The following is a 12,766-nucleotide window of genomic DNA, read 5'->3' as shown; positions in this document are numbered from 1 at the left end:
AAAAAAGATCGCAGCCAATGGCTGCGATCTTTTTTTCAGGGCAATTCCAGTCCGCCCGAGGCTTTGTGCAATTTGCGCAAATGCGCGCCTATCTGCTTCACATTTTCCTCGCTGGCGGCGATCTCTGCAGCGCGTTTCGGCTCCAGCAACTTGCGCACTTCTGCGTCCAGATCACCGGACAGCACCAGCAGCTTTTTCTGCCGCTGGCTGCTTTCATCTTCCAGTCGCTTGAACTCGCTCGGCTGCGGCAGTCCGTAACCGCGACTATCGAGCAGTTCCGCCGGACGACTGAGGAAGCCGCTGTTGGCGAGGATTTCCTGCAAGGTCGCATTGGCCTTGTCCATGCCGCCGTTTTCCAGCTCGCGCGCGCCGAGGTAACGCTGCTTGACCTCGTCCTGGGCCAACAACAACTGCCGTCGATAACTCGCCTGTTCCAGCAACAACAACGCGGCGCTGGTGCGCAGATCCGCACGTTCGAACCACTCACGACGTTCTTCTGCGGTGAGCGAAAGCCATTCTTCAACGGTGTTCTGCTTGATCGGCAGTTGTTTCTTCAGCACATCGAACATCGCTTGATAGCGATCGCGGAACGAGTCGAAACGATAACCCAGACGCAGCGCCTCTTTTGGATCATCCAGCACGCTGGTGTCCGCCAGACCACGGCCCTTCATCACTTCCAGCAAGCCGTTGGGCATGATGCTGTCCAGACCCACGAACTGCGTGTTGTTGCTGCCGCTGCGTAACAGCTTCAGGCCTTCCACCGCGCAGTTGTTGGAGAGGAAGAAGTAGTTGCCGTCGTAGCTCCAGTGCATTTCAGCGGCGTGTTCGACCACGCCTTCGATCTCGTCCCGGGACAGGTTGATCGGTACGGAGGCGAGGCTGCGCAATTCGGTTTTGGTGTATTCGTCGATGACTTGCGCCAATGGCAACACGAACAGCCGCGACGGGTATTTGCCGACCAATCCGTCCCAGCTCGACAGCTGCACATCACCGACGAAGGCGCGGTATGACAGCACCAGATGCTGATCGAGATCCAGCCGGCAATCCGGCCCGCGTGGACGGCCCGGTGCGCAGATGACCAAGCGCAACATGCTGTGGCCCCAGCGGCTGACCCAGTTCTGATTGGCCTCGGCCAGCAGATAGTCGACGGCGTAAACCCGCTCGGGATCGACTTGGCCCAAAGGTTGTTTGGCGAAGTCGTTACCGGCGTTTAAAAACGCAAAGGTCTTGCTGCAAGTGTCCTTGGCCGGCGGCGCCCACCCGAAGTGTTGCTGGTAATAGCGATACAGCGCCGGACGGCGGCAGGCGTAGCTCGGGTCGAGGAGGAAATACTCCATGTTGACCGCGACGAACTCTTTCGGGCTGGAGATTTCGTACAGGTCGGGGCTGCGGGCGATCTGGCGGTTGTGCTGCTCACGCTCGCCGCGACGGCCGACGTATTGCTGCCAACCGGCGAGGTCAAGCAGGCGTGGGTCATCGCTGAGAGTGAAGCGGCGACCGTTCTGGCCACGACATTCGTCAGGAATGCCGATCAGCCCGGCGCTATTGAAACGCCGGGTGCATCGCTGAATCAGCGTGCGTTCGGCCGTTGGCCAAAGGCGCGCGCGGTCGTAAATATGGGTGATTTCGTGCAGCACGGTAGCGAGCATTTCCTCGCGCACCGTGCCGTGGGGGCGATTGGTTTTCTCTTTGGCCGCGCTGCCGTCGGTGAGGCCGGCGAGCAGTTTGCGGTTCAGATCGAGCTCGGAAACCAGCGTGGCCTGGCCGTAGGCATTGCCGGGCATGTCGTCGGTCCAGCCGACATCGATCCGTCGATCCAGTCGCTCGATAAAGCTTGGCGGCAGTTTCTGCATTGCCTCATCGATCAGCGCCTGGCTGGCCTGTTGTTGGGCGGGGCTCAAACCGTCGGTCTTGAGCCGCAATTGCAGGCCGGCGTGGGCGCTATTGCCAAGCAACAACAACGCCCCGGCCAGCAGCCAGGTGCCGAGTGACCTCACAGTGCGAGGATGGCTTCGGCGAGTACCTGATCACTGGCATCGCGCGCTTCCGGCACACGAGTGCGCAGGGTGTTGAGCGCTGCTTCCAGGTGCGCGCCACGGATATCGCCGTTAGTAGCGACGAAACTGGCGGCGTCGTCGTGCGCTTCGCGGATGATTTTCGAGTCGCGAATCGACGTAGTGGTGTCGGAAGTGAAATCGATGGTGCGCTGGGAGGCGCGAACGATGATGTTACTGGTGGCTACCAGGGTGTGCGCCTGGGCCACGTCGGCCAACAAAAACAGGCCAAGGGCGGCAGCAATCAGCGGGCTACGCATGGAACGACTCCGAAGGGACAGGGATAGCTATTGGACGAGAATTGCCTCTGCCAGTTCAAGGTCGCTGACATGAAGTTTTGGCCGGGTTTTGCGCAGGTAATGCAGCGCTGATTCGAGCCTCGCGCCTCGCCATTCACCGTCAGTGGCCACGAACGCGGCGGCATCATCGTGAGCCGCGAGCAGCAGTTTACGGTCGAAAGGGGCGGAAGACACCATGCTGGTGGCGTAACCACTGACGACAGTGCCTTGCGTCGACGCATTGAAAGCGTCAAAGGCATCGACCGACGTCGCCCAGCAGGCGGTGAACAATACGGAAGGGATCAGTAGATTTGGAAGGAAGCGCATTGGACTCGGTAACTGTTGGCGAGTCCAAAGGCTAGCGCAATGCCCGGGCCAGAGCCAGCGCCGAAACATCGGGACACGTTGGACGTGCCCCGAGATGCCTGGAATCGCTTAGATCGTCAGGATGGCTTGAGCCAGCTGCGCGTCGGTCGCGTTCAGTTGTGGCGCCTGGTGGCGGATGTGATCCAGTGCGCTTTCCAGTTTCACGCCACGGATCTCGCCTTCGCTGGCGACGAAGCTGGCCGCGTCGTCACGGGCGGCGAGAACGATTTTGTCGTCACGGAACGACGAAGTGACGTCGGAGGTGGCGTCCGAAGAGGACTTCAATGCGCCAACAACGGCGTCGGTGGTGACGATGAAGCTGGTGGCACTGGCGTTGGCTGCCACGGCCAGCAAGGCGGCGGCGCTGAGCAGGCGAAGACGGGACATAGAGTAACTCCTGTGGATAAACCGTATTGAGAGGTGGCTCGGTATCTGAGGAGTCAGACGCCAGTGACACAGCATTCGCCACGTTCTGCATGGATATTAGGCTCACATTCGAACGCCAAACCAGCATCCAGACGAAAAACCTTAGGAGCTGCCGAAGGCTGCGATCTTTTGTTTTGGATTTTCAAGATCTAAAGATCGCAGTCTTCGACAGCTTCTGAAATTGTAATGGTCTTTGTTTGAGTTATGTGAACTGTACTGTTTTAGGTTTTTAAGAGGCCAAAACGACAAAACCCGTCGTGGTTTCCCACGACGGGTTTTGCTTGTTCAATTCGGGTTGCTGGCGGTGGGTCTAACGACCAGAGCCAGCGACGCTGATTAGCGCCAGAACGGCTTGCTCAGCTCTTCGTAGCGTTGTGCTTCGCTGATACCGGCGTCAGCCAGCAGACGCGAATCCAGACGAGCCAGTTGATGGCGGCTGGAGATGCGGCGCTGCCACAACATCAGGTTGGCGATAACGCGCAGAGGCAGGGAAGCCTGGGTGTTTACAGCTTTGTCTTCGAAGAACAGTTCGGAACTGAGTGTACGTTCCATGGTTGACATCCTTCCGCTTGTGGCGGGATCAGGTAGTGGTTTGACTGGTGCCCATGATCCTCTCGTTTGCCTAGTCTCTCTAGATACAGTTCAACTGTATTGTGAGTGACCAGTTAACTGTTTATAGGCGGTGTACGGGTCGAAATTGGGCAAACTGTACCTGTCCGCACTTAAGTGGTGCATTTTCACTCAATTCAGTCTGTAAGGTAGGTGATTGCTGTAGGAAAAGACCGGTACAGCAGTACAGTTTTTGTAAGGCGGGAGAGTATCGGAAGCTCGCTGACGCAAACTGTGTTTGCGCCAGCGGTTTATCTGTGTGAATTACACCGCCAGCATGCGCCCGGTTTCTTCCAGATTCATGTGCCAGCTCAACGCTTCACGCAGGATGTGCGGCGTGTGACCACCGATCGCACAGGCTGCCGTGAAGTAATCGTTCAGGGCCTGGCGGAAGTCCGGGTGCACGCAGTTATCAATAATCACCCGCGCACGCTCCCGTGGCGCCAGGCCGCGCAAGTCGGCCAGACCCACTTCGGTTACCAGAATGTCGACGTCATGTTCAGTGTGGTCAACGTGGCTGACCATCGGCACCACGCTGGAAATCGCGCCACCCTTGGCGATCGACTTGGTCACGAACACCGCCAGATGCGCGTTGCGCGCAAAGTCACCCGAGCCACCGATGCCGTTCATCATCCGCGTGCCGCAGACGTGAGTGGAATTGACGTTGCCGTAGATGTCGAACTCCAGCGCCGTGTTGATGCCGATGATGCCTAGGCGACGAACCACTTCCGGGTGGTTGGAGATCTCCTGCGGGCGCAGCACCAGTTTGTCCTTGTACTTCTCCAGATTGCCGAACACGTCGCTGTTGCGGCGCTCCGACAAAGTGATCGAGCTGCCCGAAGCAAAACTCAGCTTGCCGGCGTCGATCAGGTCGAAGGTCGAATCCTGCAGCACTTCGGAGTACATGGTCAGGTCTTCGAACGGCGAATCGATCAGGCCGCACATCACCGCGTTGGCAATGTTGCCGATGCCGGCCTGCAACGGGCCGAGCTTGTTGGTCATGCGCCCGGCGTCGACTTCCTGTTTGAAGAAGGTGATCAGGTGCTCGGCGATGGCGTTGGTATCGACGTCCGGCGTTGAAACCGTCGACGGCGAATCCGACTGCTGAGTTATGACGATGGCGACGATTTTCTCCGGCGGAATCGGAATCGCCGTGCTGCCAATACGATCATCGACTTTTACCAGGGGGATCGGCGTGCGCGTCGGGCGGTAAGTCGGGATATAGATGTCATGCAGGCCTTCGAGGTTGGCGTTGTGCGCCAGATTGATCTCGACGATCACCTGTTTGGCGAAAATCGCGAAGCTCGCCGAGTTGCCCACCGACGTGGTCGGGACGATGTGGCCTTGTTCGGTGATGGCCACGGCTTCGATGACTGCGATGTCCGGCAGCTTCAGTTGCTGGTTGCGCAGTTGCTCGACGGTTTCCGACAGGTGTTGGTCGATGAACATCACTTGGCCGGCGTTGATCGCTTTGCGCAAGGTGCTGTCGACCTGGAACGGCATGCGCCGCGAGAGTACGCCGGCTTCGGTCAGTTGCTTGTCGAGGTCGTTGCCCAGGCTAGCGCCGGTCATCAGGCTGATCTGCAGCGGCGTGACCTTGGCGCGCTCGGCCAGTGCGTGAGGAACAGCCTTGGCTTCGCCGGCGCGGGTGAAGCCGCTCATGCCAACGGTCATGCCGTCCTCAATCAGAGCGGCTGCGTCGGCGGCGCTCATCACTTTGTCCAACAACGAAGGCAGGCGAATACGGTCACGGTACATGGATTATTATCTCGGGAAGCGAGTAGCAGGATGCGCAGTCTAGTGAATTTGGCGGGCGCCTGTCCCGCTACCAAGGTCGCAAACGAGGCGTCTATTTAGCGGGTTTCAAGTAAAACACCGTTACCGGATCTGCAACAACGCGGCAAATTGTCCGGTTGTTTGCGCAAACAAAAACGCCCCGACAAGTCGGGGCGTTCGGTATTGCGGCGGGGGTGTTACTCGACCGCTTTGACCATGTCTTCGATGACTTTCTTCGCGTCGCCGAAGACCATCATGGTCTTGTCCAGGTAGAACAGCTCGTTGTCCAGACCGGCATAGCCGCTGGCCATCGAGCGCTTGTTGACGATGATGGTCTTGGCCTTGAACGCCTCGAGAATCGGCATGCCGGCAATCGGCGATTTCGGATCGTTCTTCGCGGCCGGGTTGACCACGTCGTTCGCGCCGAGCACCAGGACCACATCGGCCTGACCGAACTCGGAGTTGATGTCTTCCATCTCGAACACCTGGTCGTAAGGCACTTCAGCCTCGGCGAGCAGAACGTTCATGTGCCCCGGCATACGGCCGGCCACCGGGTGGATCGCGTATTTGACGGTCACACCCCGGTGGGTCAGCTTCTCGGTCAATTCCTTCAGCGCGTGCTGCGCACGTGCTACCGCCAGACCGTAGCCCGGGACGATGATCACGGTGTCGGCGTTGGTCAGCAGGAAGGTTGCGTCGTCAGCCGAACCGGATTTCACCGGACGGGCTTCTTTCGCGCCGGCCGGGCCCGCATCGGCTGTATTGCCGAAACCGCCGAGCAGTACATTAAAGAAGGAACGGTTCATCGCCTTGCACATGATGTACGAGAGGATCGCACCGCTCGAACCCACCAGCGAACCGGCAATGATCAGCATCGAGTTGTTCAGCGAGAAACCGATACCTGCCGCCGCCCAGCCCGAATAGCTGTTGAGCATCGACACCACCACCGGCATGTCCGCGCCGCCGATCGGGATGATGATCAGCACACCCATCACAAACGCCAACGCCAGCATCAGCGCGAACGCGGTGAGGTTGCCGGTGAACGTGAAAGTCAGGCCGAGTGCCAGCGTTGCCAGGCCCAACACGGCGTTGAGCTTGTGCTGGCCGGCGAACTGTACCGGTGCGCCCTGAAACAGGCGGAACTTGTACTTGCCCGACAGCTTGCCGAACGCAATTACCGAACCGGAGAAGGTGATCGCGCCGATGGCCGCGCCGAGGAACAGCTCCAGACGGTTGCCCGTCGGGATCGAGTCGCCCAGCTGTTTAACGATACCCAGAGATTGCGGCTCCACCACAGCGGCGATGGCAATGAACACTGCCGCAAGGCCGATCATGCTGTGCATGAAGGCCACCAGCTCCGGCATCTTGGTCATTTCAACGCGCTTGGCCATGATCGAACCGGCAGTGCCGCCGACCAGCAGGCCAACGATCACGTAGCCGATACCGGCAGTCGCGAGCTCAGCCCCGAGCTTATAGATGAGGCCGACGGTAGTCAGAATGGCCAACGCCATGCCGAGCATGCCGAACAGGTTGCCGCGCCGCGAGGTGGTCGGGTGCGACAGGCCTTTGAGGGCTTGGATAAAGCAGATCGACGCGATCAGGTAGAGCGTCGTGACGAGATTCATGCTCATTACTTCGGCGCCTCTTCTTTTACTTTCGGGGCTTTCTTCTTGAACATCTCAAGCATGCGGCGGGTGACCAGGAAGCCACCGAACACGTTGACCGCCGCCAGTGCCACGGCGAGGGTACCCATGGTTTTGCCCAGCGGCGTGACGGTCAGTGCGGCGGCCAGCATGGCGCCGACGATCACGATCGCCGAGATGGCGTTGGTTACCGCCATCAACGGCGTGTGCAGCGCAGGTGTAACGTTCCAGACCACGTGGTAACCGACATAAATCGCCAGCACGAAGATGATCAGGTTGTAGATACCGGGGGAGATAAGCTCTTCCATCGTCTGAATCCCTGCTTAGGCGTTTTTGCGGATGACTTGGCCGTCGCGGCACATCAGGCACGCGGCGACGATGTCGTCTTCGAGGTTGACGTCGAACTGGCCTTCTTTGGTGAACACCAGCTTGAGGAAGTCCAGCAGGTTGCGTGCGTACAGCGCCGAAGCGTCTGCAGCGACTTCGCCGGCCAGGTTGGTCGGGCCGCAAATGGTCACGCCATTCTCGACCACGACCTGATCAGCCACGGTCAGCGGGCAGTTGCCACCCTGAGCCGCTGCGAGGTCGATGACCACCGAACCCGGTTTCATCTGCGCCACGGTGTCCGCGCTCAACAGCGTCGGTGCCTTGCGGCCCGGAATCAACGCGGTGGTGATGACGATGTCGGCCTGTTTGGCGCGCTCGTGCACGGCCTGGGCCTGACGCTGCATCCAGCTCGCCGGCATTGGTCGCGCGTAACCGCCGACACCGACCGCGCATTCACGCTCTTCATCGGTCTCGTACGGCACGTCGACGAACTTCGCGCCGAGGGATTCGATCTGCTCTTTCACCGCCGGACGCACGTCAGACGCCTCGATCACCGCACCCAGACGTTTCGCCGTGGCAATCGCCTGCAACCCGGCCACCCCGGCGCCGAGAATCAGCACGCGCGCCGCTTTCACGGTACCCGCAGCGGTCATCAGCATCGGCATGAAGCGCGGATAGTGGTGAGCGGCCAGCAGCACAGCCTTGTAGCCGGCAATGTTCGCCTGCGACGACAACACATCGAGACTCTGCGCGCGCGAGGTGCGCGGCGCCGCTTCAAGGGCGAACGCGGTAATGCCGCACTCGGCCATCTTCGCGATGGTTTCGTTGTTGAACGGGTTGAGCATGCCCACCAGCACCGCGCCGCGCTTGATCAGCGTCAGTTCGGTATCGCTTGGGGCGACCACTTTGAGAATCAGCTCGGCACCAAACGCGTCATTGGCACTGCCAATGGTTGCGCCTGCTGCTTCATAGGCACTGTCGACCACGCTGGCTTTAACGCCGGCGCCGGTTTGCACAGTGACCTTATGACCTTGGCTGATCAGCTTTTTAATGGTTTCCGGGGTTGCAGCAACCCGTGTTTCACCGGTCTGGGTTTCGAGAGGAACACCAATGTGCACGTCAAATCTCCTGCGTGATCTTATTGAGTAAACCCATGCACTACGGATGGTGCGACTGGGGCGGCCGATCAGCACGATCCCGCCAAATCAGGGCGGGGCGCGGCATTTTGCAGGCGAACTTTATGCCCTTCAAGGGATTATGACGGGTGACGGAAAATTAACTACAAGTCATGCCGTGACCGAATGTCGCAGATGGCCAGCTGAATCCCTTGCAGGCCGTGCGTTAAAAGGATTGTGGCCGATTATGAAAATATTTCTCATCGGTGGCGTGAATAGGCAGCAATGTGTCGTCCATGCAGGCTCAAAGCCACGTCTTCAGGCGCTTGTGGGACGTCTGTACGACTTTCGGACACAGTCTGCTGAATAGCGACAAATACTTATATCTGTAGGGATTTTGATTTTCTGACTACGGGGTTAGGTATTGCTGTAAGCCTTCATCCTTCTAGGCTGTAGCTCTGCGCCTGAATTACCAGCCAGTCACGAAATGCCTTTAATGACGCTGATTCGACCTTTCGTTCGGGAATCATCAGGTAATAGGCCTTGATGCTGGAGAGTGCTTGCGGGTTGGCAATCACCAAGCGCTTCTCGGCTAACTCGCGCTGAATCAGGAACGGTGGAATCAGTGCGATGCCCATGTCGTGCATGGCTGCTTGGGCGAGCATGGAGAATAGCTCGTAGCGTGGGCCTGTCATGTCGCGCGGGATATTCAGGTGTTGCGAGTTGAACCACTGTCGCCAGGCGTACGGGCGAGTGGTCTGCTGCAACAACGGTAGCTCGGCAATTTCGCCGGCTGTGAGAAGCGTCTTGTTGCCGAGTAGGGCGGGGCTACACACCGGCATCGGATTTTCGCCCATCAGTCTGTGGGATTCGGTACCCGACCAGTCAGCGTCGCCGAAATAGATCGCCGCATCGAATTCAGTGTCAGCAAACAGGAAGGGCCGGGTGCGGTTGGTCAGGTTGACCGTGACTTCCGGGTGCTTGAGTTGGAAATCCTTGAGACGCGGCAGCAGCCATTGCGTGCCGAACGTCGGCACGACCGCCAGTTCGATCACATTGGTGCCCTGCTGGCCCATCACCGAGAGCGTGTCGCGCTCAACCGCATCGAGTTGTGTGGCAACGCGGCGGCTGTAGGAAAGTCCTGCCTCGGTCAGCTTCACTCCGCGCCGTGAGCGTCGAAACAGTTCCACGCTGAGGAAGTCCTCGAGGCTGGCAATCTGTCGGCAAATCGCGCCTTGGGTGAGGGAAAGTTCTTCAGCGGCGCGGGTAAAGCTCTCGTGCCGCGCGGCGGCCTCGAAGCTGATCAGGGCGGTAGTGCTGGGAATCTTTCTGCGCATGTACGTCTACCTCACTAATGCGCCGCATAAAAAGCATTTTGCGACGTTTCGGAGTGAGAAATTAGCACAACAGAATGCGAAATCCTCGTTTGCCGCGATGGCGAACCGCGCCTAGGATCAATGCCACGTTAATTCACCCGATTTGCGAGGGCACACTCATGGGCGGTAAAGCTAGCTTCAACTGGATCGATCCCCTGCTGCTGGATCAACAGCTCACTGGAGAAGAGCGCATGATCCGCGACACCGCCGAGCAGTTCGCTCAACAGAGCCTCGCACCGCGTGTCCTCGAAGCCTTCCGCCATGAGAAAACCGATCCGGCAATCTTCCGCGAAATGGGCGAAGTCGGCCTGTTGGGCGCGACCATTCCAGAGCAGTACGGTGGCAGTGGCCTCAACTATGTCAGCTACGGCCTGATTGCTCGGGAAGTGGAGCGCGTCGACTCCGGCTACCGCTCGATGATGAGCGTGCAGTCATCGCTGGTAATGGTGCCAATCAACGAATTCGGCACCGAAGCGCAGAAACAGAAATACCTGCCGAAACTGGCGTCCGGCGAATGGATTGGTTGCTTCGGCCTGACCGAGCCGAACCACGGTTCCGACCCAGGCGCGATGACTACCCGTGCTCGTAAAGTCGACGGCGGTTACAGCCTGACCGGCGCAAAAATGTGGATCACCAACAGCCCGATCGCCGATGTGTTCGTGGTCTGGGCCAAAGACGATGCCGGCGACATTCGTGGCTTCGTGCTGGAAAAAGGCTGGAAAGGTCTCAGCGCTCCGGCGATTCACGGCAAGGTCGGCCTGCGTGCATCGATCACCGGTGAGATCGTCATGGACAACGTGTTCGTGCCGGAAGAGAACATCTTCCCGGACGTGCGCGGCCTGAAAGGTCCGTTCACCTGCCTCAACTCTGCACGCTATGGCATCTCTTGGGGCGCACTGGGCGCTGCCGAGTTCTGCTGGCACACCGCTCGCCAGTACACGCTGGATCGTCAGCAATTCGGACGCCCATTGGCCGCGACCCAATTGGTCCAGAAGAAACTGGCCGACATGCAGACCGAGATCACGCTGGCGCTGCAAGGCTGCCTGCGTCTGGGGCGGATGAAAGATGAAGGCACGGCTGCAGTCGAAATCACTTCGATCATGAAGCGCAACTCCTGCGGCAAGTCGCTGGATATCGCCCGTATGGCGCGCGACATGCTCGGCGGTAACGGTATCTCCGATGAGTTCGGCGTGGCGCGTCACCTGGTCAATCTGGAAGTGGTGAATACCTACGAAGGGACTCACGACGTTCACGCGCTGATCCTCGGGCGTGCGCAAACCGGTCTGCAGGCGTTCTATTAATAGGAGAGCGACCATGGGCGCGCTGTCGCATCTGCGGGTACTGGATCTATCGCGAGTGTTGGCCGGGCCGTGGGCCGGGCAAATCCTCGCCGACCTTGGCGCCGAGGTGATCAAGGTCGAGCGCCCCGGCAACGGTGACGACACTCGCGCCTGGGGGCCGCCCTTCCTTAAAGACGCTTACGGCGAGAACACGTCAGAGGCGGCTTATTACCTGTCGGCCAACCGCAACAAGCAATCGGTGACCATCGACTTTACGCGTCCTGAGGGGCAGAAGCTGGTGCGTGAGCTGGCTTTGAAGTCCGATATTCTTATCGAGAACTTCAAGGTCGGTGGTCTCGCGGCGTACGGGCTGGACTATGAATCGCTGAAGGCGATCAATCCGAACCTGATCTATTGCTCGATTACCGGGTTCGGCCAGACTGGGCCGTATGCCAAGCGTGCTGGTTATGACTTCATGATCCAGGGGCTGGGCGGGCTGATGAGTCTGACTGGTCGATCTGAGGGTGATGAAGGTGCCGGGCCGGTGAAGGTCGGTGTAGCGTTGACGGATATTCTCACCGGCCTGTATTCGACGGTGGCGATTCTGGCAGCGTTGGCCCATCGCGATCATGACGGCGGTGGTCAGCACATTGATATGGCTTTGCTGGATGTTCAGGTGGCGTGTCTGGCCAACCAGGCGATGAATTATCTGACCACGGGCAATCCGCCAAAGCGTCTCGGCAATGCGCATCCGAACATCGTGCCTTATCAGGACTTTCCTACGGCCGACGGCGACTTCATTCTTACCGTGGGCAACGACGGGCAGTTCCGCAAGTTTGCCGAAGTGGCGGGGCAGCCGCAGTGGGCTGACGATCCGCGTTTCGCTACTAACAAGCTACGGGTGGCGAACCGGGCGGTGTTGATTCCGCTGATCCGCCAGGCGACGGTATTCAAGACGACTGCCGAGTGGGTCGCCGAACTGGAGCAGGCGGGCGTGCCCTGTGGACCGATCAATGATCTGTCGCAGGTGTTCGAGGATCCGCAGGTGAAGGCGCGTGGTCTGGCGATAGAGCTGCCGCACGCATTGGCCGGGATGGTGCCGCAGGTGGCCAGCCCTATCCGCTTGTCGCAGACGCCGGTTGAATACCGGCGCGCTCCTCCTCTTTTAGGTGAGCACACGCTGGAGGTTCTTCAAGGTGTGCTGGGCTTGGGCGCGGGAGCGGTCGCTGAGTTGAAGGCGGCTGGGGTGCTCTAAAGATCCCCTCTATATAGAAGGGATCACGTTTGCTTCCTATATATAGGTGCATTTGGTCGTTATTTAACCAATCTGCAAGTGATTGAAAGAAAAGCGAAATTAACGGTTGACGGCAGATTTCAGATGTCTATAATTCGCCCCACTTCCGGCGCAGTCGAAACGGAAAACTCCTTGAGATTCAATGAGTTATTTAGGTTTCGGCAGCAGGTTGCTTCAGTTTATCGAAGCCGAAAGGAAGTTGAAAAAGAGGTGTTGACAGCA

Annotated in this window: 12 protein-coding genes; 2 read left to right on the top strand and 10 right to left on the bottom strand. The window is 59.0% G+C overall.

Going from position 1 to position 12,766, the window contains the following annotated elements; translation table 11 throughout:
• Nucleotides 1-35: 35 nt before the first annotated feature.
• The 10 genes from ACQ4OE_RS13830 to ACQ4OE_RS13785 all read right to left on the bottom strand — a co-directional run bounded on the left by ACQ4OE_RS13830 (nucleotide 36) and on the right by ACQ4OE_RS13785 (nucleotide 9,931).
• A complete protein-coding gene (locus ACQ4OE_RS13830; protein ID WP_430946948.1) occupies nucleotides 36-1,997 on the bottom strand; it encodes a DUF4105 domain-containing protein in 1,962 nt (653 codons plus the stop codon).
• Nucleotides 1,994-2,314: a DUF2388 domain-containing protein gene (locus ACQ4OE_RS13825; protein WP_007911662.1), complete on the bottom strand. Its 321-nt coding sequence runs from the start codon at nucleotides 2,312-2,314 to the stop codon at nucleotides 1,994-1,996. Before ACQ4OE_RS13825 ends, ACQ4OE_RS13830 begins: the two co-directional genes overlap by 4 nt.
• A 27-nt stretch (nucleotides 2,315-2,341) precedes the next feature.
• Nucleotides 2,342-2,659 carry a DUF2388 domain-containing protein gene (locus ACQ4OE_RS13820; protein ID WP_064389771.1) on the bottom strand — a complete coding sequence of 106 codons (318 nt, stop codon included), beginning with the start codon at nucleotides 2,657-2,659 and terminating at the stop codon, nucleotides 2,342-2,344.
• Nucleotides 2,660-2,767: 108 nt separating this feature from the next.
• Nucleotides 2,768-3,085, bottom strand: coding sequence for a DUF2388 domain-containing protein (locus ACQ4OE_RS13815; RefSeq protein ID WP_007953908.1), 318 nt, complete (start codon nucleotides 3,083-3,085; stop codon nucleotides 2,768-2,770).
• 375 nt (nucleotides 3,086-3,460) lie between these two features.
• Nucleotides 3,461-3,676 carry a DUF1127 domain-containing protein gene (locus ACQ4OE_RS13810; RefSeq protein WP_007911656.1) on the bottom strand — a complete coding sequence of 72 codons (216 nt, stop codon included), beginning with the start codon at nucleotides 3,674-3,676 and terminating at the stop codon, nucleotides 3,461-3,463.
• Nucleotides 3,677-3,997: 321 nt separating this feature from the next.
• Nucleotides 3,998-5,491 (bottom strand): acetyl-CoA hydrolase/transferase family protein, encoded by a 1,494-nt coding sequence (locus tag ACQ4OE_RS13805; protein ID WP_122593220.1) that lies wholly within the window; start codon nucleotides 5,489-5,491, stop codon nucleotides 3,998-4,000.
• Nucleotides 5,492-5,706: 215 nt separating this feature from the next.
• Nucleotides 5,707-7,140: an NAD(P)(+) transhydrogenase (Re/Si-specific) subunit beta gene (locus tag ACQ4OE_RS13800; protein ID WP_430946947.1), complete on the bottom strand. Its 1,434-nt coding sequence runs from the start codon at nucleotides 7,138-7,140 to the stop codon at nucleotides 5,707-5,709.
• Nucleotides 7,140-7,460: an NAD(P) transhydrogenase subunit alpha gene (locus tag ACQ4OE_RS13795; RefSeq protein ID WP_003187417.1), complete on the bottom strand. Its 321-nt coding sequence runs from the start codon at nucleotides 7,458-7,460 to the stop codon at nucleotides 7,140-7,142. The genes ACQ4OE_RS13800 and ACQ4OE_RS13795 overlap by 1 nt, the downstream gene beginning before the upstream one ends.
• A gap of 15 nt (nucleotides 7,461-7,475) precedes the next feature.
• Nucleotides 7,476-8,597, bottom strand: coding sequence for a Re/Si-specific NAD(P)(+) transhydrogenase subunit alpha (locus tag ACQ4OE_RS13790; RefSeq protein WP_122593222.1), 1,122 nt, complete (start codon nucleotides 8,595-8,597; stop codon nucleotides 7,476-7,478).
• A gap of 434 nt (nucleotides 8,598-9,031) precedes the next feature.
• Complete coding sequence (locus ACQ4OE_RS13785) at nucleotides 9,032-9,931, bottom strand: LysR family transcriptional regulator (protein ID WP_430946946.1); 900 nt, start codon at nucleotides 9,929-9,931, stop codon at nucleotides 9,032-9,034.
• A gap of 158 nt (nucleotides 9,932-10,089) precedes the next feature.
• Here ACQ4OE_RS13785 and ACQ4OE_RS13780 point away from each other — a divergent pair, with 158 nt between their 5' ends.
• Nucleotides 10,090-11,271 carry an acyl-CoA dehydrogenase gene (locus tag ACQ4OE_RS13780; RefSeq protein ID WP_430946945.1) on the top strand — a complete coding sequence of 394 codons (1,182 nt, stop codon included), beginning with the start codon at nucleotides 10,090-10,092 and terminating at the stop codon, nucleotides 11,269-11,271.
• Nucleotides 11,272-11,284: 13 nt separating this feature from the next.
• Complete coding sequence (locus ACQ4OE_RS13775; protein WP_430946944.1) at nucleotides 11,285-12,505, top strand: CaiB/BaiF CoA transferase family protein; 1,221 nt, start codon at nucleotides 11,285-11,287, stop codon at nucleotides 12,503-12,505.
• The last annotated feature ends 261 nt before the right edge of the window (nucleotides 12,506-12,766 follow it).

The sequence above is a fragment of the Pseudomonas sp. WC2 genome, from assembly GCF_050586545.1.
Classification (GTDB): domain Bacteria; phylum Pseudomonadota; class Gammaproteobacteria; order Pseudomonadales; family Pseudomonadaceae; genus Aquipseudomonas.
The sequence above is the reverse complement of the archived record's forward strand: the minus strand, read 5'-3'. Positions and strand labels throughout refer to the sequence as shown.

What these genes read in the sequence shown, in the direction of transcription:
- ACQ4OE_RS13825 (WP_007911662.1), bottom strand. Translation starts at nt 2,314, where the DNA reads ATGCGTAGCCCGCTGATTGCTGCCGCCCTTGGCCTGTTTTTGTTGGCC.
- ACQ4OE_RS13820 (WP_064389771.1), bottom strand. Translation starts at nt 2,659, where the DNA reads ATGCGCTTCCTTCCAAATCTACTGATCCCTTCCGTATTGTTCACCGCC.
- ACQ4OE_RS13815 (WP_007953908.1), bottom strand. Translation starts at nt 3,085, where the DNA reads ATGTCCCGTCTTCGCCTGCTCAGCGCCGCCGCCTTGCTGGCCGTGGCA.
- ACQ4OE_RS13810 (WP_007911656.1), bottom strand. Translation starts at nt 3,676, where the DNA reads ATGGAACGTACACTCAGTTCCGAACTGTTCTTCGAAGACAAAGCTGTA.
- ACQ4OE_RS13805 (WP_122593220.1), bottom strand. Translation starts at nt 5,491, where the DNA reads ATGTACCGTGACCGTATTCGCCTGCCTTCGTTGTTGGACAAAGTGATG.
- ACQ4OE_RS13800 (WP_430946947.1), bottom strand. Translation starts at nt 7,140, where the DNA reads ATGAGCATGAATCTCGTCACGACGCTCTACCTGATCGCGTCGATCTGC.
- ACQ4OE_RS13795 (WP_003187417.1), bottom strand. Translation starts at nt 7,460, where the DNA reads ATGGAAGAGCTTATCTCCCCCGGTATCTACAACCTGATCATCTTCGTG.
- ACQ4OE_RS13785 (WP_430946946.1), bottom strand. Translation starts at nt 9,931, where the DNA reads ATGCGCAGAAAGATTCCCAGCACTACCGCCCTGATCAGCTTCGAGGCC.
- ACQ4OE_RS13780 (WP_430946945.1), top strand. Translation starts at nt 10,090, where the DNA reads ATGGGCGGTAAAGCTAGCTTCAACTGGATCGATCCCCTGCTGCTGGAT.
- ACQ4OE_RS13775 (WP_430946944.1), top strand. Translation starts at nt 11,285, where the DNA reads ATGGGCGCGCTGTCGCATCTGCGGGTACTGGATCTATCGCGAGTGTTG.